19 protein-coding genes and 1 tRNA gene are annotated in these 23,294 nt (G+C 59.5%); 3 read left to right on the plus strand and 17 right to left on the minus strand.

Translation table 11 applies throughout. The features are described 5' to 3' along the window. Positions 1-366 precede the first annotated feature (366 nt). From rplT to recJ, 9 genes are all read right to left on the minus strand, one after another. Positions 367-726 (minus strand): 50S ribosomal protein L20, encoded by a 360-nt coding sequence (gene rplT, locus ACTQXM_RS08055; protein WP_006234421.1) that lies wholly within the window; start codon positions 724-726, stop codon positions 367-369. Between the two features lie 46 nt (positions 727-772). Continuing rightward, on the minus strand, positions 773-964 hold the full coding sequence (rpmI, locus tag ACTQXM_RS08060; RefSeq protein ID WP_006234422.1) for a 50S ribosomal protein L35: 192 nt from the start codon (positions 962-964) through the stop codon (positions 773-775). Positions 965-996: 32 nt separating this feature from the next. Continuing rightward, positions 997-1,566 carry a translation initiation factor IF-3 gene (infC, locus tag ACTQXM_RS08065; protein ID WP_006234423.1) on the minus strand — a complete coding sequence of 190 codons (570 nt, stop codon included), beginning with the start codon at positions 1,564-1,566 and terminating at the stop codon, positions 997-999. 432 nt (positions 1,567-1,998) lie between these two features. Next, positions 1,999-2,085, minus strand: a tRNA-Leu gene (locus ACTQXM_RS08070). A 39-nt stretch (positions 2,086-2,124) separates the two neighbouring features. Next, positions 2,125-3,558, minus strand: a complete 1,434-nt coding sequence (locus ACTQXM_RS08075) for a transglutaminase-like domain-containing protein (RefSeq protein ID WP_154517214.1) — start codon at positions 3,556-3,558, stop codon at positions 2,125-2,127. Between the two features lie 248 nt (positions 3,559-3,806). Then, entirely contained in the window at positions 3,807-4,673 is an 867-nt protein-coding gene (gene fba / locus ACTQXM_RS08080; RefSeq protein WP_154517212.1) for a class II fructose-1,6-bisphosphate aldolase, read from the minus strand. A 194-nt stretch (positions 4,674-4,867) separates the two neighbouring features. Further along, a complete protein-coding gene (locus tag ACTQXM_RS08085) occupies positions 4,868-5,551 on the minus strand; it encodes an MBL fold metallo-hydrolase (protein WP_441537520.1) in 684 nt (227 codons plus the stop codon). Between the two features lie 86 nt (positions 5,552-5,637). Next, entirely contained in the window at positions 5,638-7,998 is a 2,361-nt protein-coding gene (locus ACTQXM_RS08090; protein WP_154517206.1) for a RelA/SpoT family protein, read from the minus strand. Between the two features lie 14 nt (positions 7,999-8,012). Further along, a complete protein-coding gene (gene recJ, locus ACTQXM_RS08095) occupies positions 8,013-11,300 on the minus strand; it encodes a single-stranded-DNA-specific exonuclease RecJ (protein WP_427796207.1) in 3,288 nt (1,095 codons plus the stop codon). A gap of 275 nt (positions 11,301-11,575) precedes the next feature. Between recJ and ACTQXM_RS08100 the strand changes: the two genes are divergently transcribed. Next, positions 11,576-12,574 carry a bile acid:sodium symporter family protein gene (locus ACTQXM_RS08100; protein WP_441537521.1) on the plus strand — a complete coding sequence of 333 codons (999 nt, stop codon included), beginning with the start codon at positions 11,576-11,578 and terminating at the stop codon, positions 12,572-12,574. A gap of 30 nt (positions 12,575-12,604) precedes the next feature. Here ACTQXM_RS08100 and ACTQXM_RS08105 read toward each other — a convergent pair whose 3' ends face one another. From ACTQXM_RS08105 to ACTQXM_RS08140, 8 genes are all read right to left on the minus strand, one after another. Continuing rightward, positions 12,605-13,402, minus strand: a complete 798-nt coding sequence (locus tag ACTQXM_RS08105) for a DUF4931 domain-containing protein (protein ID WP_427794446.1) — start codon at positions 13,400-13,402, stop codon at positions 12,605-12,607. 3 nt (positions 13,403-13,405) lie between these two features. Further along, positions 13,406-14,083 carry a copper homeostasis protein CutC gene (locus ACTQXM_RS08110; RefSeq protein WP_441537522.1) on the minus strand — a complete coding sequence of 226 codons (678 nt, stop codon included), beginning with the start codon at positions 14,081-14,083 and terminating at the stop codon, positions 13,406-13,408. 124 nt (positions 14,084-14,207) lie between these two features. After that, complete coding sequence (locus tag ACTQXM_RS08115) at positions 14,208-14,921, minus strand: ABC transporter ATP-binding protein (protein WP_229770701.1); 714 nt, start codon at positions 14,919-14,921, stop codon at positions 14,208-14,210. Then, positions 14,922-15,782, minus strand: coding sequence for an ABC transporter ATP-binding protein (locus ACTQXM_RS08120; RefSeq protein ID WP_427719717.1), 861 nt, complete (start codon positions 15,780-15,782; stop codon positions 14,922-14,924). Continuing rightward, positions 15,772-16,851: a branched-chain amino acid ABC transporter permease gene (locus tag ACTQXM_RS08125; protein ID WP_427795359.1), complete on the minus strand. Its 1,080-nt coding sequence runs from the start codon at positions 16,849-16,851 to the stop codon at positions 15,772-15,774. Before ACTQXM_RS08125 ends, ACTQXM_RS08120 begins: the two co-directional genes overlap by 11 nt. A 9-nt stretch (positions 16,852-16,860) precedes the next feature. Next, positions 16,861-17,742 carry a branched-chain amino acid ABC transporter permease gene (locus tag ACTQXM_RS08130; protein ID WP_154517188.1) on the minus strand — a complete coding sequence of 294 codons (882 nt, stop codon included), beginning with the start codon at positions 17,740-17,742 and terminating at the stop codon, positions 16,861-16,863. Positions 17,743-17,881: 139 nt separating this feature from the next. Further along, a complete protein-coding gene (locus ACTQXM_RS08135; RefSeq protein WP_441537523.1) occupies positions 17,882-19,069 on the minus strand; it encodes an ABC transporter substrate-binding protein in 1,188 nt (395 codons plus the stop codon). 269 nt (positions 19,070-19,338) lie between these two features. Beyond that, a complete protein-coding gene (locus ACTQXM_RS08140) occupies positions 19,339-20,505 on the minus strand; it encodes an ABC transporter substrate-binding protein (protein ID WP_441537524.1) in 1,167 nt (388 codons plus the stop codon). A 250-nt stretch (positions 20,506-20,755) separates the two neighbouring features. Here ACTQXM_RS08140 and ACTQXM_RS08145 point away from each other — a divergent pair, with 250 nt between their 5' ends. Together ACTQXM_RS08145 and ACTQXM_RS08150 are read left to right on the plus strand one after the other, a co-directional pair. Next, a complete protein-coding gene (locus ACTQXM_RS08145; RefSeq protein ID WP_427729157.1) occupies positions 20,756-22,099 on the plus strand; it encodes a homoserine dehydrogenase in 1,344 nt (447 codons plus the stop codon). Positions 22,100-22,313: 214 nt separating this feature from the next. After that, positions 22,314-23,063 carry an SDR family NAD(P)-dependent oxidoreductase gene (locus ACTQXM_RS08150; protein WP_441048474.1) on the plus strand — a complete coding sequence of 250 codons (750 nt, stop codon included), beginning with the start codon at positions 22,314-22,316 and terminating at the stop codon, positions 23,061-23,063. Positions 23,064-23,294 lie beyond the last annotated feature (231 nt).

The raw sequence follows: 23,294 nt of genomic DNA on the forward strand, positions 1-23,294 counted from the left end.
GCGACACATCTGGTGTGTCCATCCTCGCAGTATCCGGTTCTCAAGGTGCACGCCTGCGCGTCTCATCCGGTCCGACCGGGCCGCGCGGCAAGGAGATATATTGCCAGACCGCAAAGCGATGTGGGACGTCAATTCCACTCTTCACAAGTCCTACACAATATATCGCTTCCTATATAAGTAATAGAAAGGCTGGTGCAGAAATACTGCACGTATCAGATGATGACCCTTCGGTTAAGAGATATATAAAGATCGGTCACCTGTAAGTGTCTATCTACCCGCGCTTTTGCTATATAAACCAGCGCCTTAGATAAAAAGAGGGAGCGCCGCGCACAGCGCGACACTCCCCTAGCGATTCAAGAGAATCAATTAGGCCTCGAGAGCCTTCTTGGCGATGGTAGCCAGCTCGTTGAAAGACTCGATGTCCTCGTAAGCCATCTGAGCCAGGACCTTGCGGTCGAGCTCGATACCGGCGACCTTCAGGCCGTGCATGAACTGAGAGTAAGAGATGTCGTTCAGGCGAGCAGCAGCGTTGATACGGGTGATCCAGAGAGAGCGAATCTCGCGCTTCTTATTGCGGCGGTCACGGTACTGATACTGCAGAGAGTGCTGGACCTGCTCTTTAGCATGCTTGTAAGTACGCGAAGCGGCACCGTAGTAACCCTTCGCACGGTGCATAACGGTACGGCGCTTCTTCTTGGCGGCAACAGCGCGCTTAATACGTGCCATGTTCTATCAACTCCTAGACGGTTAAACGAAAAACGGGAACGCTAACTTAGGCGAGACGCGACTTGATGACCTTGCGGTCGGCAGCGGCGATCTCGGTCTCCTGACGGAAGCCACGCTTACGCTTGGTGGACTTCTTGCTCAGGATGTGGCTCTTGAAAGCCTTGGCGCGCATAAGCTTGCCGGTACCAGTCTTGCGGAAACGCTTCTTGGTGCCGCTGTGGGACTTCATCTTAGGCATGAAATACTCCTTAATCGGTTACAGAACACTAGTTACTTAGTATCACTTGCCGCTTTATCCTCATCAAAGGCGCCCTTAATCGGGGCGAGCAGCATAAGCATGTTACGGCCTTCCATCTTAGGCTTGGACTCGACCGTAGCGTAAGGCTTAAGATCCTCGGCGAGACGCTCGAGAACGTTAAGACCCTGCTCCGGGTGAGCCATCTCACGGCCGCGGAACATGATGGTGATCTTAACGCGTGCGCCCTTCTTGAGGAAACGCAGAACGTGGCCCTTCTTGGTCTCGTAGTCGCCAACGTCGATCTTGGGTCGGAACTTCATTTCCTTAACCTCGACCTTGGACTGGTTCTTACGAGCAGCCTTGGCCTTCATGGCCTGCTGGTACTTGAACTTACCGTAGTCCATGACCTTGCAGACCGGCGGCTCCGCGTTGGGAGCGATCTCGACAAGGTCGAGACCCTGATCGTCGGCGACGCGCTGGGCATCGCGGATGGCGAACAGGCCGAGCTGAGAGCCATCGACGCCAATCAAACGGCACGAAGATGCAGTGATCTCGTCGTTGATACGGGTGTCATCAGACTTAGCTATTTTCCCTACCTCCATTCATAAAAAAATAACCCGGCGCTTCTTTGCAACCAGGTCGTACACATAGACATCCTCGGTATGAGGAAGAGAATCTAAGTTGTATGACCAGTCAGCTGCTCATTGGCGCCAAAAGGTGGGAACCCTCGGGTTCCTCTTTAGGGCATTGCGGAAACAACGCCTTGGCGATAATAACACGTACCGCTCGTTATCACATTACGTACACGAAAAAGGGGGCCTCGACCCCCTTGAACGCTCTTTTGCATGTATGGTGCCCGAGGCGAGACTCGAAGGGCCTTCGCTTCGCGAAGCCCCGGGCTTCGGGCGCATGGCGCCCTCGCCACGCTCCGCTACAAACAGGCCGCAGGCCTGTTTGCTTAACGCTCCGCGCGCTCACGCGAGTTCGGCACGAAAAAGGGGGCCTTAACCCCCTTGAACGCTCTTTTGCATGTATGGTGCCCGAGGCGAGACTCGAACTCGCACGTTGTTGCCAACGGTGGATTTTGAGTCCACTGCGTCTGCCAATTCCGCCACTCGGGCACGTATTGCGTGAGTTAGTTTATCACAGCTTTCCGTAGATTAGTCCGAAAATGGAACTTCGAGCATTTCGATGAGTTCGACCGTGCGGAGCATCTCGCGCTGGCGGCATCCGCGACCGTCGACCGAGGCCTCGCCCATCTGGTTATCGTAGGGGTCCTCACGCATACCGTCAAAGACGGGTTCAAACTCTGCCTGGAACCGACAGTTTGCCACCATGCGCCATGGATCGAGGTTGCCAAAGTAGTGGCGGCGGCGCCATTCCTCCCCCATCCTGCGTGCCGAGGATCCAAACGAGACATCGGCGTTAAGCCAACCCGTCTGCGGTGTATAGAACTCCGCCCAGTCATGCGAGCCCACCGAGTCGGGCGCAACGTACAGGCCGCTCTGCCAACGTGCGGGCACGCCGGCGATGCGGCACATGGTGATAAACGTGAGTGCCATAACACCGCAGTCACCGCGAAGCGAATGCGCGCAGTCATCGGCGATAGAGCCCAGAAGCAGATACGGTGGCTGGTATCGATAGTCGATATGATGCGTCAAATAATCATAGATAGCCCGAGCGCGGTCGAGCTGATCCTCGAGACCATCGATAACATGTTCGGTCAGCTGCTGCAGATACGGCGTGAATGCAATATGCGGTCGGTCCTCGGAAATATCCTTGGGCAGCGGCGCGTCCATACACGGATGCGCCGGAAGCGCTCCCCCGTAGATATCGCAATAAGCGGCATCAATCAGATAACGATAGGTCACTGAGAACGATCGATCAGCCGAGGAAACCCACGAGGCGGTACGCGCCAAAGCGTTCGCGGGAGCAAGGACCCCCTCCGGCGTCATATCGAGAATCTCGATATGAGACTGCTGGCGGCAGGCTGCGGCAACGGGAAGCCACGCGCGAACGGCCTCCCCCTCCAGAGCACCGGGAACAGACACGGATGCTTTAAGCGTAATGGCACGAGACAGCCCGCCCTGTGATTCCATCTTCTTAAGCATCTGGTTGCGCAGCGCAGTTCCATCCGTAGAATCGGGACGCAGGCCCGGAACCTCCTTGGGATACACACGCAAAGAATCAAGGAAGTTGTCGAGAACGAACAGTTCACCATCGATAAAGCGCCAGTCGATGCGCTTGCGATCGATCAGGTCGTCAAACTGATCCTCGGTAAACTCCGGCCACTCCTCGCGGATCATCGCAATAGCCTGATCGCGCGACACCGAAAAATGAAACGACGTCTCGATCATGCGATACCGCTCGGCACGAACGCAAGCGGCCAACGAGGGATCAGGGCTCTGCTCCAAAAGACGGTCGCAAGCCGCAACAGCCTGCGCCAGGTACCCGGCGTCCTTGAGACGAAGGATCTCAGGTGGCAATCCAATGTCGAGATGACGAAAATCATCACAACAAACATCAACAGAGCAACCAACGGGGCCCTCGGCAACAACCTTTCCATCGGCAGGCAAAACATTAACGACAGCCATAACCACTCCCACGCAGAACGACAACCCGAGACCATTGTACCGACATAAAAAGAAAGCCCCAACAAGGGAGCCATCAACACCGCTGAGCGGTAGTCAAATAAATAATTCAGCCTCGTAACTTGCGGCGTTAAACGAAGGAAGCCCCGTCCCCCGGAACTGTTTCCTTGGCGCGACTTCTGGCAAAGCCAGGTGAGCGCAAAGGAAACAGTGTAGGGGGACGGGGCTTCCGGCGGGTAGTTTAGCGACGCTTACGCCTTGTTGACGGAGCCAAACTCCTCCATGAGCTCCTTAGTGCGGGCAACGATGGCCTCGCGACCGGGCTTCAGGAGCTTGCGGGGGTCATAGCCCTTGCCCTGCTGATCCTTGCCAGCCTCAACGTACTCACGCGTGGCGGCAGCGAAGACAAGCTGCAGGTCGGTGTTGACGTTGATCTTGGAGATGCCCAGGGAGATGGCCTTCTTGATCTGATCCTCGGGGATGCCGGTACCACCGTGCAGAACGAGGGGCAGGTCGCCGGTCTGAGCCTTGATCTCGCTCAGACGCTCGAAGGAAAGACCGGCCCAGTCGGCGGGATACACGCCGTGGATGTTGCCGATGCCGCAGGCGAGGAAGTCGACGCCCAGGTCAGCAATCTGCTTGCACTCAGCGGGGTCAGCGAGTTCGCCGTTGGAGGTCACGCCGTCCTCGGTGCCGCCGATGCCGCCGACCTCGGCCTCGATGGACATGCCCTTGGAGTGGGCAAGCTCAACGAGCTCCTTGGTGCGATCGAGGTTAAGCTGGAAGGTTTCCTCGTGAGAGCCGTCATACATGATGGACGTGAAGCCGGCCTCGATGCACTTGAAGCAGTCCTCGTAAGAACCGTGATCGAGGTGAAGAGCGACGGGAACGGTAACACCCGTGGCCTCGACGGCAGCCTTGACCATGTCGGCGCAGACCTTGAAACCGCCCATCCACTTAGCGGCACCAGCGGTGCACTGAAGGATCAGCGGAGACTTGGCCTCCTCGGCGGCCTGGAGAATAGCCAGAGTCCACTCGAGGTTGTTGGTGTTGAAGGCACCGAGAGCATACTTGCCGGCCTCGGCCTTCTTGAGCATGTCTGCTGCGTTGACGAGCATAAAAGAAACCTCCTGTAAGGTTGCTCCGATAACGCATGAGATTTTACCACGGCGTACCCGAGCATAAACGTTCGTTTGTTCACGAATATCGTCCAAACAGACTTTTTTTGACCGTTTGCCCTACGGAATCGGCCCGTTGGGGAAAATATCTTGACGTTCGGACACTTCTCGTGCTTAAGCAGCTGACTACAAAGCTACATCTGCATGAAAGGGTTCTGCATGAGCTCGCGCGCCATAGTGGTCGAATCACCATGCCCGGTTAGGCAAACGGTATCGGGCGGGAGAAGCCGGGCGAGCTTGGAGAGCGAGCGCAGAATCGCCGCCTCGTCGCCACCGGCAAGATCGGTGCGGCCGTGGCTGCCCGGAAACAGGGTGTCGCCAACAAAGGCGATGCTTCCCTGCTCGGTGGCGGCGAACAAGACAATGCCACCCGGTGTGTGACCGGGCGTCTCGATCACCTGCAGGCAGATATCACCCAATTCAATCGTATCGCCCTCAGCAAGCAATCGCGTCGGCTCGCCCGGATCGGGCGTATCGATGCCCCACATCGCTCGCTGCTCCTCGATATTCTCACGAGATACCAACACGTCCTTCGCACCTAACTCATATAGGAAACCCTTACCGACGGCGGCTCGCGCTCCGGCAACGCCACCTACGTGATCGGCATGGCCATGGGTGCAGACAGCGCCTAGCACGTGCGCGTCAGGATGCTTGGCATAGATATGTTCCACAAGACGCTCACCTTCCCAGGCCGGATCGATAATCAGGCATTCGCCGCTCGAAATTACGGCGTAACTGTTGGTCTGAATGGGGCCGTTTACAAGCGTCTCGATCGAAGCCGTACCCCGAGGGGTTAAGTCCAAAGCTGCAGTGACCATGAGCACGTCCTCCTTCTACAAGCGTCGAGGCATCAAACGATGCCTCGAACGTAGCCAATATCATTACCGTTGTGCGTTCGTCACGCCTATACGCGACGCTTAAGCTGAGCCCCACCCTCGCCAGGCATCAGACGGCGTGCGTCATAGACCGAGTCGACACTGCTGATGGATGCCAGCAGCGGATCCAGACCGCTCGCGTCCGAAATCTCGACCATAAAGCGCAGGGTCGCAATGCCCTCGCGGTTGGTCGAGGTAGCGGCGGAAAGGATATTTCCGCCTGCATCGCCAATGGCGATGGTGACATCCTTGAGCAAGCCCATACGATCCAAGCACTCGACCACGATCTCGACCTGGAAAAGCGTGTCGGCAGCACCATCCCACTCCACGTCAATCATGCGCTCGGGGTGTTCCATGAGACCCTTGACGTTGGGGCAGTTGGCACGATGCACCGAGACGCCTCGACCGCGCGTGATAAAGCCCACGATGTCGTCGCCCGTCACCGGATTGCAGCAATGCGCCAGACGAACCAGCAGGCCGCTGTTGCTCTCGCCCTTGACGATAATGCCGTTACTTGCACTCTTGCCACGCTTTTGCGGTTTGCGGTTGGAACCGCGGGCAGGCTGCTTGACGACCTCAGCGATGGCTTCGGCCTTGGTGAGCTGCTCCTCGGGCTTGGGATCCAAGATTTGCTCGACCTTATTGCCCACAGCGCGCGGGGCGACCTTGCCCGCGCCAACGGCTGCGAACAGGTCCTCGAGTTGCTTGAAGTTAAACTGCTCCGCCACGGCATTGAGTGCACGCGTGGATCGCGGCGTAGAGATGCCGTACCCGCGCTTGCGCAGGTCCTTGGCCAGCATATCGCGACCGGCAGCAGCGTCATCGTCTTTGGTCGCAGCGGCGAAGTAACGGCGAATCTTTGACTTGGCCGAAGGCGTCTTGACGATCTTGAGCCAATCGCGCGACGGCTTGGAGCTCTTGTTAGTCAGGATCTCGACACGGTCACCCGTCTTGATTTCGTGCGTGAGCGGAGCCACCGCACCGTTGATTTTGGCGCCTACGCAGTGGTTGCCGACCTCGGTATGAACAGCGTAGGCAAAGTCGAGCGGTGTAGAGCCCGCACGAAGCGCCATGACCTCACCCTTGGGCGTAAAGACAAAAATCTCCTGGTCAAACAGGTCGACCTTCAGTGAGTGCAGATATTCTTTGGCATCGGTGATCTCGTCAGAGGCTGCCCAATCGAGCGAGTGCTTGAGCCAGTTAATCTGATCGTCCAGACGCTGTGCGTCGTTGGTCTTGGAGGCAGACGATCCGCCCGATTTCTTATATAGCCAGTGGGCGGCGATGCCGTACTCGGCCTGCTCGTGCATCTCGTAGGTTCGAATCTGAATCTCGAGCGGACGGGCCGTGGGGCCGATAACCGTCGTGTGGAGCGATTGGTAGTTATTGACCTTGGGCATAGCGATATAGTCTTTAAAACGACCGGGCATGGGATGCCACAAAGTATGCACGGCACCAAGCGTGGAATAGCAATCGCGCACCGAATGGGTGATGACGCGCAGCGCCACCAGATCATAAATCTCGGAGAACTCCTTGCCCTTGCGCTTCATCTTTTGATAGATGGACCAATAGTGCTTGGAACGACCGTTGATCTGAAAACCCTCAAGGCCAATGCGGTCGAGCTCATCGGTAAGCGTCTTGATAGTCTCGGCCAGAAAGCGTTCGCGAACCTCGCGTGACTCTGCCACCATGCGGGCGATGCGCTGGTAAGCGTCGGGTTCAAGGTAGAAGAAGGACAGATCCTCGAGTTCCCACTTGATAGAGCTCATGCCCAGGCGGTCGGCCAGGGGCGCATACACATCCATGGTCTCGCGCGCCTTAAACAGGCGGCGGTCCTCGCGCAGGGCGGCTAGCGTGCGCATATTATGCAGGCGGTCGGCGAGTTTGACGATGATGACGCGAATGTCCTTGGACATGGCGAGGAACATCTTGCGCAGCGTAAGCGCCTGCTTTTCGTCCATGTTGTCGACTTCGATGTTGGTGAGCTTGGTCACGCCGTCGACGAGCTCTGCCACGGTTTCGCCAAACAGACCCGAAACATCGGCAAGCGAGGTATCGGTATCCTCGACGGTATCGTGCAGCAATGCAGCGCACACCACATCGCAGTCCATCTTAAGGTCGGCCAAAATGATAGCCACCTCGACGGGATGGTTAATGTACATCTCACCCGAGCGCCGCTTTTGGTTGCAGTGCTTCTCGGCAGCAAAGCAGTAGGCCTGCTCCACCTTGGAGAAGTCATCCTCACTCATATATTTAAGGCACAGGCGCTCCAGCTTGTCGTAGCTGTCCGCCATAATCTCGGGCGGCAGATCATCGGCATGCGTATAGTGCTCCATCTCCGAAAAGGGCTGGAGGGCGGAATCATGGGCGGTACGGGCTGCGGCATCCATCGAGGTCCCCTTCCCTAGGCCCGCGGTACGATCGGGCGGTTAATTTTGGTAAGCATATCAGAAGCGCACGAATCGAGTGCCCAACTCCGGAAAGCCGAGAACTCCATGCGCGAGCGCAAGCCCTCCAAATAGCGGATCGACCTGCTCAACTGCACGCGTCCGGGGTTTTCGGTCATCGCGATGCGACGGGTATCGTCAAACCCCGAAACGTGACAGAAACCGAGCTCTTCGAAGATTCCCAAGCCGCTTGCCACCGAACGCTCATCGACCGGCGTGCGCGCGTCGATTGCAAGGCACATCTGCGCAATGTCGATATCGCTTGCACAGAATGAATCGTCCCCCGTCTTGCCACGATTGGAGCGCCACATGGTCTGCAGCGCCCGATAGAGCGTGACAAGCTCATCGCGCTCGGGCGCGTAACAATCGAGCAGGCGCTCATTAATACGAGCGTCACGAGACGAATAGAGCAGGTGAATCACGGCAGGCTGCCCATCGCGGCCGGCACGGCCACTCATCTGGTTAAACTCAATCGCGCCAAACGGCATGTGGTAGAGCACGACATGGCGGATATCGGGCAGGTTGACGCCCTCACCGAAGGCCGAGGTTGAAACGATGCAGCTCAGGCTGCCATCTCGAAACGCCTCCTCGACGCGTCGGCGATCGGAACGCGCAAGCCCGGCGTTATAGAACGCGATATGGGTCGCGCAGTCGGGCACACGTTTGCGCAACGTCTTGGCAAGCGCCACGGACTGGTCGCGCGAGTTCACGTAGATGACGGTCTTCTCCCCCGTCGCAACGATCGAAACCAGGCGATTTTCACGGCTCGCAAGGTCACGATCGTCCTCGAGTTGTAGGTTTTCGCGAACGGTCTCGTCGACCACCGTGCTGGTAATCGGCAATACGCGAGCAAGCTCTGCCACAACTGGAGCCGTCGCGGTAGCCGTTGCCGCCATGACAACGGGGTCGCCCAGGGCTTTAAGAATATCGGGCATATCGAGGTATGCACTCCGGTCACCACCCTTAGCAAGACCGGCATGGTGCGCCTCATCGATAACAACGAAGCCAATACGTCCAGAACGCGCAAATCGATCGCGGTGGATAGACAAGAACTCGGGCGTCGTGAGAACGATACCGGTGCGACCCGAAGCAAGGCCGGCGAATACGTCATCGCGTACGGCCTCCACGGTCTCGCCAGTCAGCACGCCGACACCAATGCCGAGCGCGGCCATCGTCGAGGAAAGGTGATAGGCCTGATCGGCAACGAGCGAACGCAGAGGATAGACAAAAATGCTCGCACGCCCGCGAAGAACCGCCTCGCGCGCGGCATGCACATGGAAAATCAGAGACTTGCCACGCCCCGTCCCCATAACGGCCAAAACGCTCTGATGGTCGGCAAGCGCGTCGAGTGCCTCGACCTGCGCGCGATGCGGCTGGTTCGAGCCGATAAAGCTATGGATAAGCGAGCGCGTGAGCTCGGTATAAGAAAGCTGGGCGAGCGTCTCGCGCTTACGCGACTCCAGGCGCAGGCCAGAATCCGCCGGTTGCACGCCGCGGCGAAGCTCACATGCCGGATCGTCGATATTGGGCGCCGCGGTATCGCGCACCAAGACATCTTTGATCATGAGCTTGGGCTTCACACGTCCCTGCCAATGCTCGGCCACGGCCTCGAACACCAAGTCGACGGCGCTGTCGCAATTGATGAGCCTATCGATCTGCGGCACGCGGAACATGATGGCCGGCACACTCGCGGCACCATCGGTCGCCACAAAGCGCATGTGCTCGCCGGTTTTGCCCACCACGGCGCGATCGCACATCGTCACGCCCTCGGCGGCCAGAAGCGGCACCTTATTGCCCTGGCCAAACGGCTCAAGACGGGAAATTTGCTCGATGGTCTCGATATTTAGCTCGGAGAGATCAACGGTGGCGGCAACCTCGTCAGTGTCCTCAAAGTCCTCGGCGGGAAGCTCCGATAGCACGGCCGAAAGGCGACGGCGGAACTCATCGAGCTTGGATGCCTCGATGGTCACACCCACCGCACCGGCATGCCCGCCGCGACGAATCAGCAGGTCGGAGCAACGCTCGACGGCGTCGAACAGGTTGATCTTGCCCACCGAGCGGCCCGATCCGCGCGCAACGCCGTCCTCGATCGAGAAGAGCAGCGCCGGCACGTGATAGCGATTGGTCAAGCGGCTCGCCACGATGCCCTTGACGCCCTCGTGCCAGCCCTCGCCGCCCACGACGATTGCGCGCCCGCCGTCATAAGTCTCCTCGACCTTCGCCATGGCATCGCGCGTAAGCTCGGCCTCGATCTCGCGGCGTTGGCGATTGATTTCCTCGAGCTCGGCGGCAAGCGCGCTCGCTTCGATGGGGTCGCGGGCAAGCAGCAGGTCGAGCGCCAGCTTGGGATCGGCCATGCGGCCGGCAGCATTCAGACGGGGGATGAGCGAAAATGACAGGCCGTCGGCCGTAATGGTAGAAAGGTCGGCCTTGGCAAGTGCGGCAAGCGCGATATAGCCGGGACGGGCCGTCACGCGCATCTGCTGGATGCCCTCGGCGACCAGTGCGCGATTCTCGGGCGTAAGCGGCATCATGTCGGACACGGTGCCCAGCGCCGCGACCTCTATCAGCGAACGCCAATACGACGGCTTGCCCAAACGCTCGCCCAGGACCTGCACCAGCTTGAGTGCCACGCCGGCACCGGCAAGCTCGCGCGAGGGACCCTTGTCCTCGAGCTTGGGGTCGGTCAGGGGCACGCCCTGCGGCACCTGGTCGGACGGCTCGTGATGGTCCGTGACCACCAAATCGATCCCCAGGCTCTCCAGATAGGAGGCCTCTTCCTTGGCGGCAATGCCGTTATCGACGGTCACGATCAGCTGGGGGCGAGCGAGCTCGTTAACGCGGTCGAGCGCCGCACGCGACAGGCCGTAGCCCTCGTCAAAACGATGCGGAATAAACGGCGTGACGTTGGCGCCAAACGAACGCAGCGCCTCGGTCAACAGACAAGTCGACGTAATGCCGTCGACGTCAAAATCGCCAAAGACGGCGATGCGCTCGTGGCTGCGAATAGCACGCTCAACGCGGTCGACGACGACCGCCATACCCGGAATAACGAGCGGGTCCGCCCAGTCGCGATCGAGCGAAGGCGTCAGAAAAAGCTGACCTTCCTCGATGGATGTAATGCCGTGCGCAACCATAATGCGCGCCACCAGCCCGGGTATGCCCAGGCCAGCCGAAAGCTCCTTTTCGAGCTCGGGGTTTTGCTGAGCGACCGCCCAGCGATGCGTTGTCTTAAGCGATGACATAGGCGCCCACCCCCGATAGGGGCAGGTCGCCGCGATACCTCTCACGGTTCATAGCGATGAGTCCTCTGTGTATGCCCGCTTCGGCAGGCAGATCTGTTGAACGGATTTATTATACCGTGCGGCGCGGACGCACAACGTCCAGCACGCCGTGGTTTCGATAAACGAGGGCGGTAATAGCCTCGAAATAATCGAGCGTTTCAGCCACACGGACGCATGCGAGCGTCTAGCATATCCATTCAAAACGGATTCACGAGCAAAGGGAGTCACAAGCGCATATGAAGCAATGGGTTGGACTGGGTAAGTTCCTCGCGGGGCATATGCAGATCATCGTTCCGATTTGCGTGACGCTCGGCGTGCTCTTTCCCCTGCAGATCGGCGTACTCAAGCCCATCGTCCCCACCCTGTTTGCCTTTATGACGTTCCAAGGTGCCCTCAGCAACACCTTCCATCAGGTAGCCGAAGTATTCCGCCGTCCGCTGCACCTGATTTTGGCGCTGCTGGTCTCGGCGGTGCTTATTCCCATAACAGCCTATGCCATGGGGTCGCTGTTCTTTGGCTCCAACCCCAACCTAGTCTGCGGTATCGTGCTCGAGTACAGCGTACCTGTGGCAGTCACTGCCTTTATGTGGATTAGCATGTTCGGCGGCAACGGCCCGCTCGCGCTCACCATCATCCTGACGTCCTCGGTTATCTCACCCGTTACGATTCCGCTCACGCTTAAGCTCTTGCTGGGCGCAACCGTCTCGATCGACGTGCCGGGCATGATGCAGAACATGGCCTTCATGATCGCTATCCCCGCCCTGCTCGGCATCGTGATTAACGAACTCACGCGCGGATGGGGACACGAGAAGCTCTCCCCCGCGCTCTCGCCCGCCTGCAAGTTCATGATGATGGGTGTTATCGCGTCGAACTCCACCGCCATGAGCGAGTACGTGCTGCACATGAACGCGGTGCGCTTGGAAGTCGCCCTCTTTATTTTGATCTTCGCCATCAGCGGCTTTGTCGTCGGTATTCTGGTCGCCCGCGCACTGCATCTGCCGTATAGCGAAACGACTACCATGTGCTTTACCTGCGGCATGCGCAACATCTCTTCGGGCGCCGTCATCGCCACGCAATACTTTCCGGGCGAAGTCGTATTTCCCGTCATGTGCGGAACGCTGTTTCAGCAGGTACTTGCCTCGCTTATCGGGCATCTCTTTGAGCGTCTAACCGGCGAGGAGCGCGCTGCCCAGCGCAAGCGCGTCGAGGCCGGCCGCGACGCCATGGCACGCTAGGCTGTCCGCATTACGCGGGTGTTAGTCTTGCTATACGAGCGTTTCCAGATGCGCGCGCAGGCGCTCAGCATCGATATCGAGCGTCGTCTCGGCATTGACCTGGGCCAAACGATAGCCGACAAAGTAGGGCGAAACCACCCAACGCGGCAGCGCCTTGGCAATGGTCCGACCGCCCAGGTGATAGAAGAACAAGTTGTACGACTCTGCACGGCCACCGTGGTGCTCGTTTAGGATATAACGCAGAGCTACCTGGATCGCATCGGCGAAGAGATCCGCCTCGGCTTGGTCCCGCGTGTCATCGCTGGCGGCGATTCCCCGCGGAGCTGAAACGTTGACCTCAAAGAACCCCATAATCGGTTCGGTTGAGATGTTGACCGCAATTCTCCCCTGTTGCCAGACATTGATGCCTTCGAAATTGGCGGAAGTCAGCGAAGCATAGCCATCTTCCTGCTCCAAACCCACAATCTGCATGTGCGGATGAACGAGGCTACCGCCCGAGAGCGGACCCTTGTTCTTGTACATGAGCACGCTTCGATACTGCTGTGAATCGATCATCTGCTGCCAGCAACCCAGGGCAAACCGCATCACATGATGCAGCTCGTCCGGCGCATAGGTCACCAGATCTGCGTCGTGGTCGGCCGACTCGATCAGCACGGTTTGACGGGTGGCGCGCAGGGTCTTGAACTTATTCTCGAGCCAGATACAGTCACCGTCGCGCCGGATGATATTGGCGAGTTCCTCGGTATCGCAAAAGGGGCACGCGGTGCCAGGGCGCCGGTTGTCGTCGGGCTTCCCGCTCGCCTGCTGAACGTCAAATACCAGGGGCACGGGTTATACCTCCAGCGGCACGATCTTGGTGCCATGGAGCTCGGAGACGCCCAGTGCCGCAGCCACGGTATCGCGGTTGGCCGTGGAAATGCCGCCGCCGGGAAGGATGGTCAGGCGATCGTTCGCGTAGTCAATAAGGTGCGACAGATGCTCCAGGTTGTCCTCAATCGGCGTGCCGGCGGCACCGCCATGCGTCAGGATGCGCGTTATGCCGCAGTCGGCGAGCGTGTCAATCGCGTCGAGCTGAGCCTCGGGCGAGAGCTGGTCAAACGCCATGTGAAAGGTGATGTCGATGGGCTCGCGCTTGCACTCCTCGGTCGCGCAGCCCGCAGCCATCACGAGAGCGCCGAGGGTGAGCTCGTCGAGCGCCCAGCCGCCGGCACAGGGCTTGCAGCAGCCAAAGACCAGGCCGTCAACGCCGGCACTTACGGCAAGGCCCAAGTCCATCTCCATCATGCGCAGCTCGTCCTGGTTGTAGTGAAAGTCGCCGCCACGCGGACGGATCATGCACATCACCCGTGCATCGTGCTCGCGAGCATAGCTGGTCGTAGCGCTGATAACGCCGGCCGAGGGCGTGGTGCCACCAACCGCAAGGTTGTCGCACAGCTCAATGCGTCCCGCACCGGCCGCAATGGCCGCCGGCACCCGCTCAAAGTTCTCGGCACAAAACTCGTACAGCATAGATAGACCCCCCAGATGACACTTCTATTTCCACACGGCATTGTCGCACTTTAAATACCAAGCCAACGGATCATTTCAAAAGGGGCGCTGACCGAGTTGGTCAGCGCCCCTATTACTGGATGGATTAACCACCAAGATAAGCTTTGCGGACGTTGTCGTCGTGCAGCAGCTCTTGGCCGGTGCCGGTCATGGTGATCTTGCCGGTCTCGAGCACGTAGCCGCGTGTGGCGATGGAAAGCGCCATCTGCGCGTTCTGCTCGACCAGGAGCACCGTGGTGCCGGCCTTGTGCAAATCCTCGACAATCTGGAAGATCTGCTCGATCAGGATCGGCGCCAGACCCATGGAGGGTTCGTCGAGCATGAGCAGCTTGGGGTTACTCATAAGGGCACGACCCATAACGAGCATCTGCTGCTCGCCGCCCGAAAGGGTGCCGGCCACCTGGCGACGGCGTTCCTTCAGGCGCGGGAACTGCTCGTAAACACGTTCGAGGCCCGGGGCAACCGTGGACTTGGGCTGTGTATAGGCACCCATCTCCAGGTTCTCCTCGACCGTCATCTGCAAAAAGGCACGACGCCCCTCGGGTACCTGAGACAGGCCCTTGCCAACCAGCTTGTCGGCGGGCGTATGGATAATGTCCTCGCCCATAAACTTGATGGAGCCGGTCTTGGAGCGCAGCAGGCCCGAGACAGTCTTGAGCGTCGTGGACTTGCCGGCGCCGTTCGCGCCAATCAGGGCAACGATCTCGCCCTCGTTAACGTTAAAGGAGATGTCCTTAATGGCGTGGATGGCGCCGTACCAGACGTTGATGTTGTAGACGGAAAGCATCGGCTCTGCCATTTAGTTCTCCCCCTTATCCTGCTTGCCCAGATAAGCCTCAATAACGGCTTCGTTGTTCTGGATTTCCTCGGCCGTGCCCTTGGCGATGACCTTGCCAAAGTTAAGCACGCAGATACCCTCGCAAATATTCATGACAAGCGACATGTCGTGCTCGATGAGCATGATGGCAATGCCAAAGGTGTCGCGAATCTTGACGATGTTCGCCATGAGCTCCGCAGTCTCGGACGGGTTCATGCCGGCGGCAGGCTCGTCGAGCAGTAGTAGCTTGGGATTGGTGGCAAGCGCGCGGACGATCTCCAAACGACGCTGAGCGCCGTAAGGCAGCGAGCCGGCCTGCTCGTTTGCCAGATGTTCCATATCAAAGATAGACAGAAGCTCCATGGCGCGCTCATGGGCGGCCTTCTCGTGCTTCCAATACGTCGGCAGGCGCAGCACGCCCTCAAAGCCGGAGTAGCGCTCCTGGTTGTGCAGGCCGACCTTTACGTTGTCCTCCACCGTCATGGTGTTGAACAGGCGGATGTTTTGGAAGGTACGAGCGATACCCATGCGGTTGACCTGGTAGACGGACTTGCCCGAGGTGTCCTCACCGTCGAGCAGGATGGTGCCGTGCGTGGGCTGGTACACCTTGGTGAGCAGGTTGAAGACCGTGGTCTTGCCGGCTCCGTTGGGGCCGATGAGACCGGCGATCTCGGTCTTACCGATGGTCAGGCTAAAGTCGTCGACCGCCTTAAGGCCGCCGAACTCAATGCCCAGGTGGATGCACTCGAGCGCCGGGCGCTCGCCCAGGTCGCGGTCGGGAACGATGGCGCCAGAAGGATACGGGACCATCTTGCCCTTGTTGAACTCAAACTTACTGGGCATCGGCTGCCACCTCCTTCTTGGAAGCAAAGCGGTCCTTAATGCGCGCGAAGAACGCCTTGAGCTGCGGGTTGTTAGTAAAGACCATGACCAGAATCAACACGATGGCGTAGATGAGCATGCGGTAGTCCGAGAACTGACGGAGCAGCTCGGGGAGCACCGTGAGCAGCGCCGCCGCGATGACGGAACCGCGCATGTTGCCCAGACCGCCCAGGACCACGAACACCAGAATGAGAATCGACGTGTTGAAGTCGAACTTAGTGGCGGAGAGCTGCGAGAAGTTACCGCCGAAGAGGGCTCCGGCAGCACCGGCGAGAGCGGCGGAGACCACGAAGGCGATCATGCGGTACTGGGTGACGGAGATACCCACGGACTCGGCAGCGATCTTGTTATCGCGCACGGCCATGATGGCACGACCGGTACGGCTGCGGACCAAGTTGAGCACAATCACGAGCGCAACCATAACCAGGATGGCGCCAGCAAGGAACGTCGAGTAGGTCGAAACACCAGATGCGCCCTGGGCACCCTTGATGATAGCGGTGCCGTCTTCGAGCAGGTGTAGGTCGTCGATCGTGGAATTGCCCGTGATGTTAAAGATCACGTGCAAGCCGCGGGAATCGACGCCCACAATGAGGCAGGTAACGATCTCTTTGATAATCTCGCCAAAGGCCAAGGTTACGATGGCCAGGTAGTCACCGCTCAGGCGAAGAACCGGAATACCGATCAGGAAGCCCAGAATGGCAGCGGCGATAGCGCCGACCACAATGCTGATGATCAGACGCACCGGGTCGGACGGAACGGCGCTCTCCAGCGCGACGGCGGTGACGATTCCCGTATAGGCGCCGACGCTCATAAAACCCGCGTGGCCCAGCGACAAGTCGCCCGCGATGCCGACGACGAGGTTGAGCGAGATGGCCATGACGATATAGGCCGTAATGGGAACCAGCTGACCGACAATCATGCGCGGAATCATGTGGTTAGACTGCATAAAGAACACGATGGCGAACGCCACAACGCACATGGCGTACGTGACAAAGTCGTGACGCGTCTGCTTGTCTGTAAGAAACTTCATAACGCTCACCTACACCTTCTCGGGTACGTACTTGCCCAAGAGGCCGGCAGGCTTGACGAGCAGGACGATGATCAAAACGCCAAAGACGATGGAGTTGGCAAGGCTCGTGGAGATGTAAGCCTGCGCCATCGCCTCGATGATGCCGATGAGAATGCCGCCGACAAAGGCACCGGGGATGGAGCCGATGCCGCCGAAAACGGCAGCGTCGAAGGCCTTGATGCCAGGCATGGCGCCCGTGGTGGGCTGCAGAACCGGCGAGTAGGAGCACAGGAGCACACCGGCGATGGCGGCAAGGGCGGAGCCGATGGCGAACGTCATCGAGATGGTGCGGTTGACGTTGATGCCCATGAGCTGAGCGGCGGCCTTGTCCTCGGACACGGCGCGCATGGCCTTGCCCATCTTGGTCTTACCTGTAAAGATCATCAGACCGGCCATGATAACCAAGCAGGCGACGATGGTGACGAGCGAGACGGCACTTACGTTGAACTTGGCCAAGAACTCCGGCACCGGGAAGGTGACGAGCGAAGTGAAGTTCTTGGGCGTGGCGCCCCACAGAAGCTGCGCGGCATTCTGCAGGAAGTAGGACACACCGATGGCCGTGATCAGAACGGCCAGCGGGCCTGCTTGGCGCAGCGGCCTATAGGCCAGACCCTCAATGAGAACACCGAGAACCGTGCAGACCACACAAGAGAGAACTACAGATGCCCAGCCCGGGAGGCCGAGATACGACGTGGCGCAGAACGAGACATAGGCACCGACCATGATGACATCGCCGTGAGCGAAGTTGAGCATCTTGGCGATACCGTAGACCATGGTGTAGCCCAACGCGATGATGGCGTAGACGCTGCCCATGGACAGGCCGTTGACCAGGTATTGGATAAAGACCGTCATGTTCCACATCCCCCTTTCGAATAGGTTTCCAGTTGATGTATGAAACAGGGACGTTACGTTGTCCCCAGATACCAAGCAAGCAGGGAAGGCGAAAACCTCCCCTGCTTGGGATCAAAACCGCTCTATGTAAGGCGGCCTATTAGGCCAGTACGTACTTGCCGTCGGTGATGACATACGCCGTAGGATCCTTCTGGACCTGGCCCTTGTCGTTCCAGGAGAGCTTGCCGGTCAGACCGTCAACGGTAATCTTGAGCATAGCCTCGGGCAGCTTCTCGGCGACCTCGGTCGGGTCGGCGTCGACACCAAGACCGGCCTCCTTGAGGGCCTCGGCCACCGCGTGCACGCCGTCGTAGGCATCGGCGGCAAACTGGTCGGGGGTATCGCCGTACTTATCCTTGTAAGCGTTGACGAAGTCGGCGTTCTTCTCGTCGTCGGCGGAGAACGGGGTCATGAGCAGCAGACCCTCGGCAAGAGAGGTGTCGAAGCCCTCGACGCCCAGGATGCCGTCCATGCCGTCGCAGCCCATCATCTTGACGTCGTAGCCCATGTCCTTGGCGTTCTTGAGCAGGACGGACGCCGGCGTGTAGTAGATCGGCGCAAAGATCATGGTGGCGCCGGCCTGCTTGGCCTTGGTCAGCTGGTTGGTAAAGCTCGTAGCGGAGTCGTCCTTAAAGGTCTCCTCGTCAACAATCTCGAGCTTAGACTCAGCGGCCTGAGCCTTAAAGGAATCTGCAATGCCCGAAGAATAAGCGTCGCCGGAGTTATAGAACAGCACGAACTTCTCGTCCGCATACTTCTCTGCCAGGAACTTGGCAGCGTTGACGCCCTGGTTGGGGTCGGTAAAGCAAACCTGGAAGACGCAATCCTTTCCGTCGGTGACGTCCTCGGAGGACGCGGACGGGGTGATCATGAATGTCTTGGGGTCGTTGCTGCACTCTGCGGCAACGGCAACCGACGCACCCGTGGTGGTCGGGCCGACGAGGGCCTGCATGCCCCAGTCGAGCAGGTTATTAAAGGCGTTGACGGCCTTCTCGCCGTCGGCCTGGTCGTCCTCGGCCTTGCTGGCAAGCGGCAGCTCCTTGGTGGAGAAGTCCTTGCAGCCAAGCTCGACGCCCTGGGTAACGGACTTGCCGTAAGACGCGGCGGCACCGGTCAGCGGGCCAATGGTGCCGATCTTAAACGAAGCGTCGCTCGAAGCGGAACCGCTGTCGCCGCCGTTGGAGGAGCAGCCAGCTAGAATGGACATCGCCCCCAGACCTGCTGCGCTCGCGATAACGCTCCTGCGATTCATAACAGGGTTCAATGACTTACCGGTGAGGCTCGACATGCGGCTCTCCTCTCAAATCTCGTCGGGTTTCGGTTACCCGACAGGCCATCCTCCGCCGTCTTCGGCGTTCGCAAAATAGTAGACGCTTTAGTTGAGAAAAGTGGCGATTATTTCAACTTTTCTTTTGCCTTGTCCATTTATCCATAATTATGCGTATTTCTTTCGGTTTATACAGTTTAGCGACTTTATTGTGTGAAAGAAATGTTTCCGTTCTGTTACAAGCCTTCCTGCCCTGAATAACATGGCCCCACCGGTCTCGTTATATGCACTTAGGCGGCGATGTACTTGCCGTCCTGAATCACATAGGCCGTAGCGGGCTTCTCGACTTGGCCCTCGTCGTTCCACGTGAGCTCGCCTGTCAGGCCCTCAATCTTGATCTTGCGCATAGCCTTGGCAAGGTCGCCGGCAATGTCGGCGCCGTCGACCGTAATGTCGATGTCCGCCTCATCGATTGCCTCGACAATCGCGTGGATGCAGTCATAAGCATCGGCGGCAAACTGGTTGGGCGTCTCGTTGTAGGCGTCCTTATATGCCTTGACGAAGTCGGCGTTCTTCTCATCGTCGGCAGAGAACGGGGTCATGAGCAGCACGCCCTCGGCAAGAGAGGTGTCGAAGCCCTCAACGGAGAGCAGGCCGTCCATGCCGTCGGTGCCCATGAGGGTCATTTCGTAGCCCATGTCCTTGGCGTTCTTGAGCAGGACGGACGCCGGCGTGTAATAGATCGGGGCAAAGATAAGCGTGGCGCCGGCCTCCTTGGCCTTGGTGAGCTGGTTGGTAAAGCTCGTGGAAGAGTCGTCCTTAAAGGTCTCGGTATCGACGATATCGAGCTTGGACGCCTTGGCCTGCTCGGCAAAAGCGTCGGCAACGCCCGAGCTATACGTATCGCCGGAGTTGTAGAACAGGGCGATCTTGGCGTCTGCATACTTCTCGGCCAGGAACTTCGCGGCGCTGGCGCCCATGGTGGGATCGGTGAAGCAAACCTGAAAGACCGTGGTCTTATCCTTGGTGACGTCGAGCGACGAGGCCGAAGGCGTGACCATGAGCATATCGTCGGCGATCTCGCCCGAGACGGCGACGGCGGCACCAGTCGTGACGGGGCCGACGAGCGCCTGCATGCCCCAGTCGCACAAGGTATTGAAGGCGTTGATGGCCTTCTCGCCGTCGGCGACGTCATCCTCGGACTTAAGCGAGAGTTTGAGATCCTTGGTCGAGAAATCCCTGGCGGCGAGCTTGGCACCTTTTTCGGCCGAAACGCCATAGGTTGCCGCGGCACCGGTCAGAGGGCCGATGACACCGATCTTGAAGGTCTTACCGTCATCGGCGGAGCCGCCGTCCGAGCCACCCGACGAGCAACCAGCGAGTGCGGCAGCGCTGCCGAGCGCCGCGGCGCCGGCGAGAAAGTTCCTACGGCTGAGCGTGCTGTTGATGTTGAACATGATGTCCCCCTTTTTCGCTGGCCGCGGTGCGGCCGTCTTGCGGTACGGGGCAAACCTTATGGCGCAAACGTTGACAGTTTGTTACGGAAGTTCGTTTGTAGCGAGCATGTTTCCAATGTTTCCGCAGCGTTTCGGGGGTGCCGTTTTGTGCGACTCCTGTTGCCTGGCGAGCACGCGCTCTCGGTTCACGCTAGAATGCACTCAACATTACTTGATCAATCAATCTATAAGATGCACGAAGGAGCTATCTATGAGCGAACCCCTGCGCACCGTGAACGTCGGTCTGATCGGTCTGGGAACCGTCGGCGGCGGCGTGGCCCGTCTGATCAAGAGCCACCACGATGAGTACCTGGCCGCCTACGGCATCGACCTTAAGCTGACCCGCGCCTGCGCGCTTGCCTGGGAGCAGGCCGAGGCGGCAGGCATTGAGCGCGAGGCCTTTACGAGTGACTGGCATGACGTCGTTACCGACCCAGCCGTCGATATCGTCGTCGAGCTGATCGGCGGCGAGCATCCCGCGACCGAGATCTTCACCACCGCCTTTGAGCACGGCAAGCACGTCGTCTCTGCCAACAAGGCCCTGTTGGGCCGCCACGTCGAGACGCTTGCCGAGAAGGCGCGCGCGTGCGGCGTGCAGATTAAGTGCGAGGCCAGCTGCGGCGGCGGCATCCCCATCGTGAGCACGCTCGAGCACGACCTGGTGGGCAACAAGATCCTGACCATCGCCGGCATTCTCAACGGTACCACCAACTATATCCTGTCGCGCATGGACGCCGAGGGCGCCGATTACGCCGACGTGCTCGCCGACGCGCAGGCCAAGGGCTATGCCGAGGCCGACCCGTCCGCCGACGTCGACGGCTTCGACGCCGCCAGCAAGACGGCGATCCTCGCCTCCATCGGCTTTGGCACCCGCGTGACCACCGATGATGTGTACCAGCAGGGTATCCGTACCATCGGCGCCGAGGACATCGCCCAGGCCCGCGAGCTCGGCTACACCATTAAGCTGCTCGGCATCGCCCGCAACACCGACGCCGGCGTCGACGTCCGCGTGCATCCCACGCTGATCCCCGCCGACCACATGCTCGCCAAGGTCAACGGCGCCATGAACGCCGTCTACGTGGTAGGCGACGCCGTGGGCGAGACCATGTTCTACGGTGCCGGCGCAGGCTCCTTCCCCACCGCGAGTGCCGTCGTGGGCGACATCCTGTCGCTCTCCGAGCAGATCAGCCGCGGCGTGGCTCCGCTGCCCGAGATTGAGCCCTATGGCCACAACCTCGCCTTTAAGCCCATGGACGAGCTCCAGACCAAGTACTATGTGCGCCTGAAGGTCGCCGACCGCGTGGGCGCCCTGTCCGAGACGGTCGATATCTTTGCCAAGCACAACATCTCGATCTCGCTCATCAACCAGGTCGAGGACGGCAAGTCGGGCGTCAGCGATGCCTGCTCGGTCATCTTCCTGACGCACCGCGCGCTCGAGAAGGACGTCCAGGCTGCCGCGGCCGAGCTTGCCAGCGTCGACTGCGTGGCCGAGGTCGCCAACGTCCTGCGCATCGAGAACGTCGAGGCCTGGACCGAAGGCGTCATGGCCAACTAACCCCACGCTCGCCTAGCAATACGCGCTTTGAGGGCTCCCGTCCGATGTGGGACGGGAGCCCTTTTGCCTCCTGCCCTAAGCACAACGGCAGAGCACATTTGCGCGAGCCGCTCATCGGTAACGCGCGCTACCGTTCACCGATATGCAAACGCGGTCGATTCCGGCTACCGCTACGCTGTGCTGAGAGTGTCCGCCCGCGATGAGAGGAAGCACTATGTTGCTCGAGGGCAAGAAAGCAATCGTCACCGGAGGCACGCGCGGTATCGGCTATGCCATCGCCTGCCGTTTTATCGAAGAGGGCGCCGCCGTCACCGTCTTTGGCTCGCGCCAGGAGACTGCCGACGCGGCCGTTGAGAAGCTGGCGGCCGCCTATCCCGACGCCAAGGTCTGGGGCCGCTCCTGCGACCTCACCTCACTCGAGGCCGTGACCGAAGCTTTTACCCAGGCTGCAACCGACATGGGCGGCTTGGACACGGTCGTCAACAACGCCGGCATCTCCCAGCGCTCGCCGCTTTTGGACTACACAGCCGAGGAGTTCGCAACGGTCATGGACCTTAACGTCGTCGCTGTCTTTAACGGTCACCAGGCGGCCGCCAAGATCATGACCGAGGCCGGCCACGGCGGCACCATCACCACCACGAGCTCGATGGTCGCCAAGTACGGTCAGCCCTCCGGCGTCGGTTACCCCACGTCCAAGTTTGCCGTCAACGGCATGGTCCAGTCGCTCTCGCGCGAGCTCGCCCCCATGGGCATTCGCGTCAATGCCGTCGCACCCGGCGTAACCAAAACCGATATGGTCGCCAACCTGCCCGAAGAGGTCATCAAGCCCATCATCGCCACCATTCCGCTGGGTCGCATGGGCGAGCCCGAGGATGTCGCCAACGCCTTTGTTTTCCTGGCGAGCGACATGTCCTCCTACGTCACGGGCGCCGTGCTCCCCGTCGACGGAGCCGCCCGCTCCTAAAGGTCGCAAGCCACGACTTCGAACCTCAACGAGGCCCAACGCAAAAGGCGCGCTGCCTGCATCAACCGCAGGCAGCGCGCCTTCTTCTGTTTGTAAGGGAAACTGCGTCCCAGTATTTCAGGGGACTGCGGACGATTTCTTGGACCGTTACGCGGCCCTTCCCAGCGCGGCGCGGAACTCGGCCGGCGTGCGGCCGCCGAGCGCATCGCTGCGCCTCTCCGTATTGTATCG

It is taken from the genome of Collinsella sp. LCP19S3_D3 (assembly GCF_052121455.1).
Taxonomy (GTDB): Bacteria; Actinomycetota; Coriobacteriia; order Coriobacteriales; family Coriobacteriaceae; genus Collinsella.

Bases quoted from the DNA above. Each gene is read 5' to 3' on its own strand.
- ACTQXM_RS08125 (WP_427795359.1), bottom strand. From the start codon at position 16,851: ATGAAGTTTCTTACAGACAAGCAGACGCGTCACGACTTTGTCACGTAC.
- ACTQXM_RS08140 (WP_441537524.1), bottom strand. From the start codon at position 20,505: ATGTTCAACATCAACAGCACGCTCAGCCGTAGGAACTTTCTCGCCGGC.
- rpmI (WP_006234422.1), bottom strand. From the start codon at position 964: ATGCCTAAGATGAAGTCCCACAGCGGCACCAAGAAGCGTTTCCGCAAG.
- ACTQXM_RS08110 (WP_441537522.1), bottom strand. From the start codon at position 14,083: ATGCTGTACGAGTTTTGTGCCGAGAACTTTGAGCGGGTGCCGGCGGCC.
- infC (WP_006234423.1), bottom strand. From the start codon at position 1,566: ATGGAGGTAGGGAAAATAGCTAAGTCTGATGACACCCGTATCAACGAC.
- ACTQXM_RS08100 (WP_441537521.1), top strand. From the start codon at position 11,576: ATGAAGCAATGGGTTGGACTGGGTAAGTTCCTCGCGGGGCATATGCAG.
- ACTQXM_RS08145 (WP_427729157.1), top strand. From the start codon at position 20,756: ATGAGCGAACCCCTGCGCACCGTGAACGTCGGTCTGATCGGTCTGGGA.
- ACTQXM_RS08115 (WP_229770701.1), bottom strand. From the start codon at position 14,921: ATGGCAGAGCCGATGCTTTCCGTCTACAACATCAACGTCTGGTACGGC.
- ACTQXM_RS08135 (WP_441537523.1), bottom strand. From the start codon at position 19,069: ATGTCGAGCCTCACCGGTAAGTCATTGAACCCTGTTATGAATCGCAGG.
- ACTQXM_RS08120 (WP_427719717.1), bottom strand. From the start codon at position 15,782: ATGCCCAGTAAGTTTGAGTTCAACAAGGGCAAGATGGTCCCGTATCCT.
- ACTQXM_RS08150 (WP_441048474.1), top strand. From the start codon at position 22,314: ATGTTGCTCGAGGGCAAGAAAGCAATCGTCACCGGAGGCACGCGCGGT.
- ACTQXM_RS08130 (WP_154517188.1), bottom strand. From the start codon at position 17,742: ATGACGGTCTTTATCCAATACCTGGTCAACGGCCTGTCCATGGGCAGC.
- recJ (WP_427796207.1), bottom strand. From the start codon at position 11,300: ATGTCATCGCTTAAGACAACGCATCGCTGGGCGGTCGCTCAGCAAAAC.
- rplT (WP_006234421.1), bottom strand. From the start codon at position 726: ATGGCACGTATTAAGCGCGCTGTTGCCGCCAAGAAGAAGCGCCGTACC.
- ACTQXM_RS08090 (WP_154517206.1), bottom strand. From the start codon at position 7,998: ATGGATGCCGCAGCCCGTACCGCCCATGATTCCGCCCTCCAGCCCTTT.
- ACTQXM_RS08085 (WP_441537520.1), bottom strand. From the start codon at position 5,551: ATGGTCACTGCAGCTTTGGACTTAACCCCTCGGGGTACGGCTTCGATC.
- fba (WP_154517212.1), bottom strand. From the start codon at position 4,673: ATGCTCGTCAACGCAGCAGACATGCTCAAGAAGGCCGAGGCCGGCAAG.
- ACTQXM_RS08075 (WP_154517214.1), bottom strand. From the start codon at position 3,558: ATGGCTGTCGTTAATGTTTTGCCTGCCGATGGAAAGGTTGTTGCCGAG.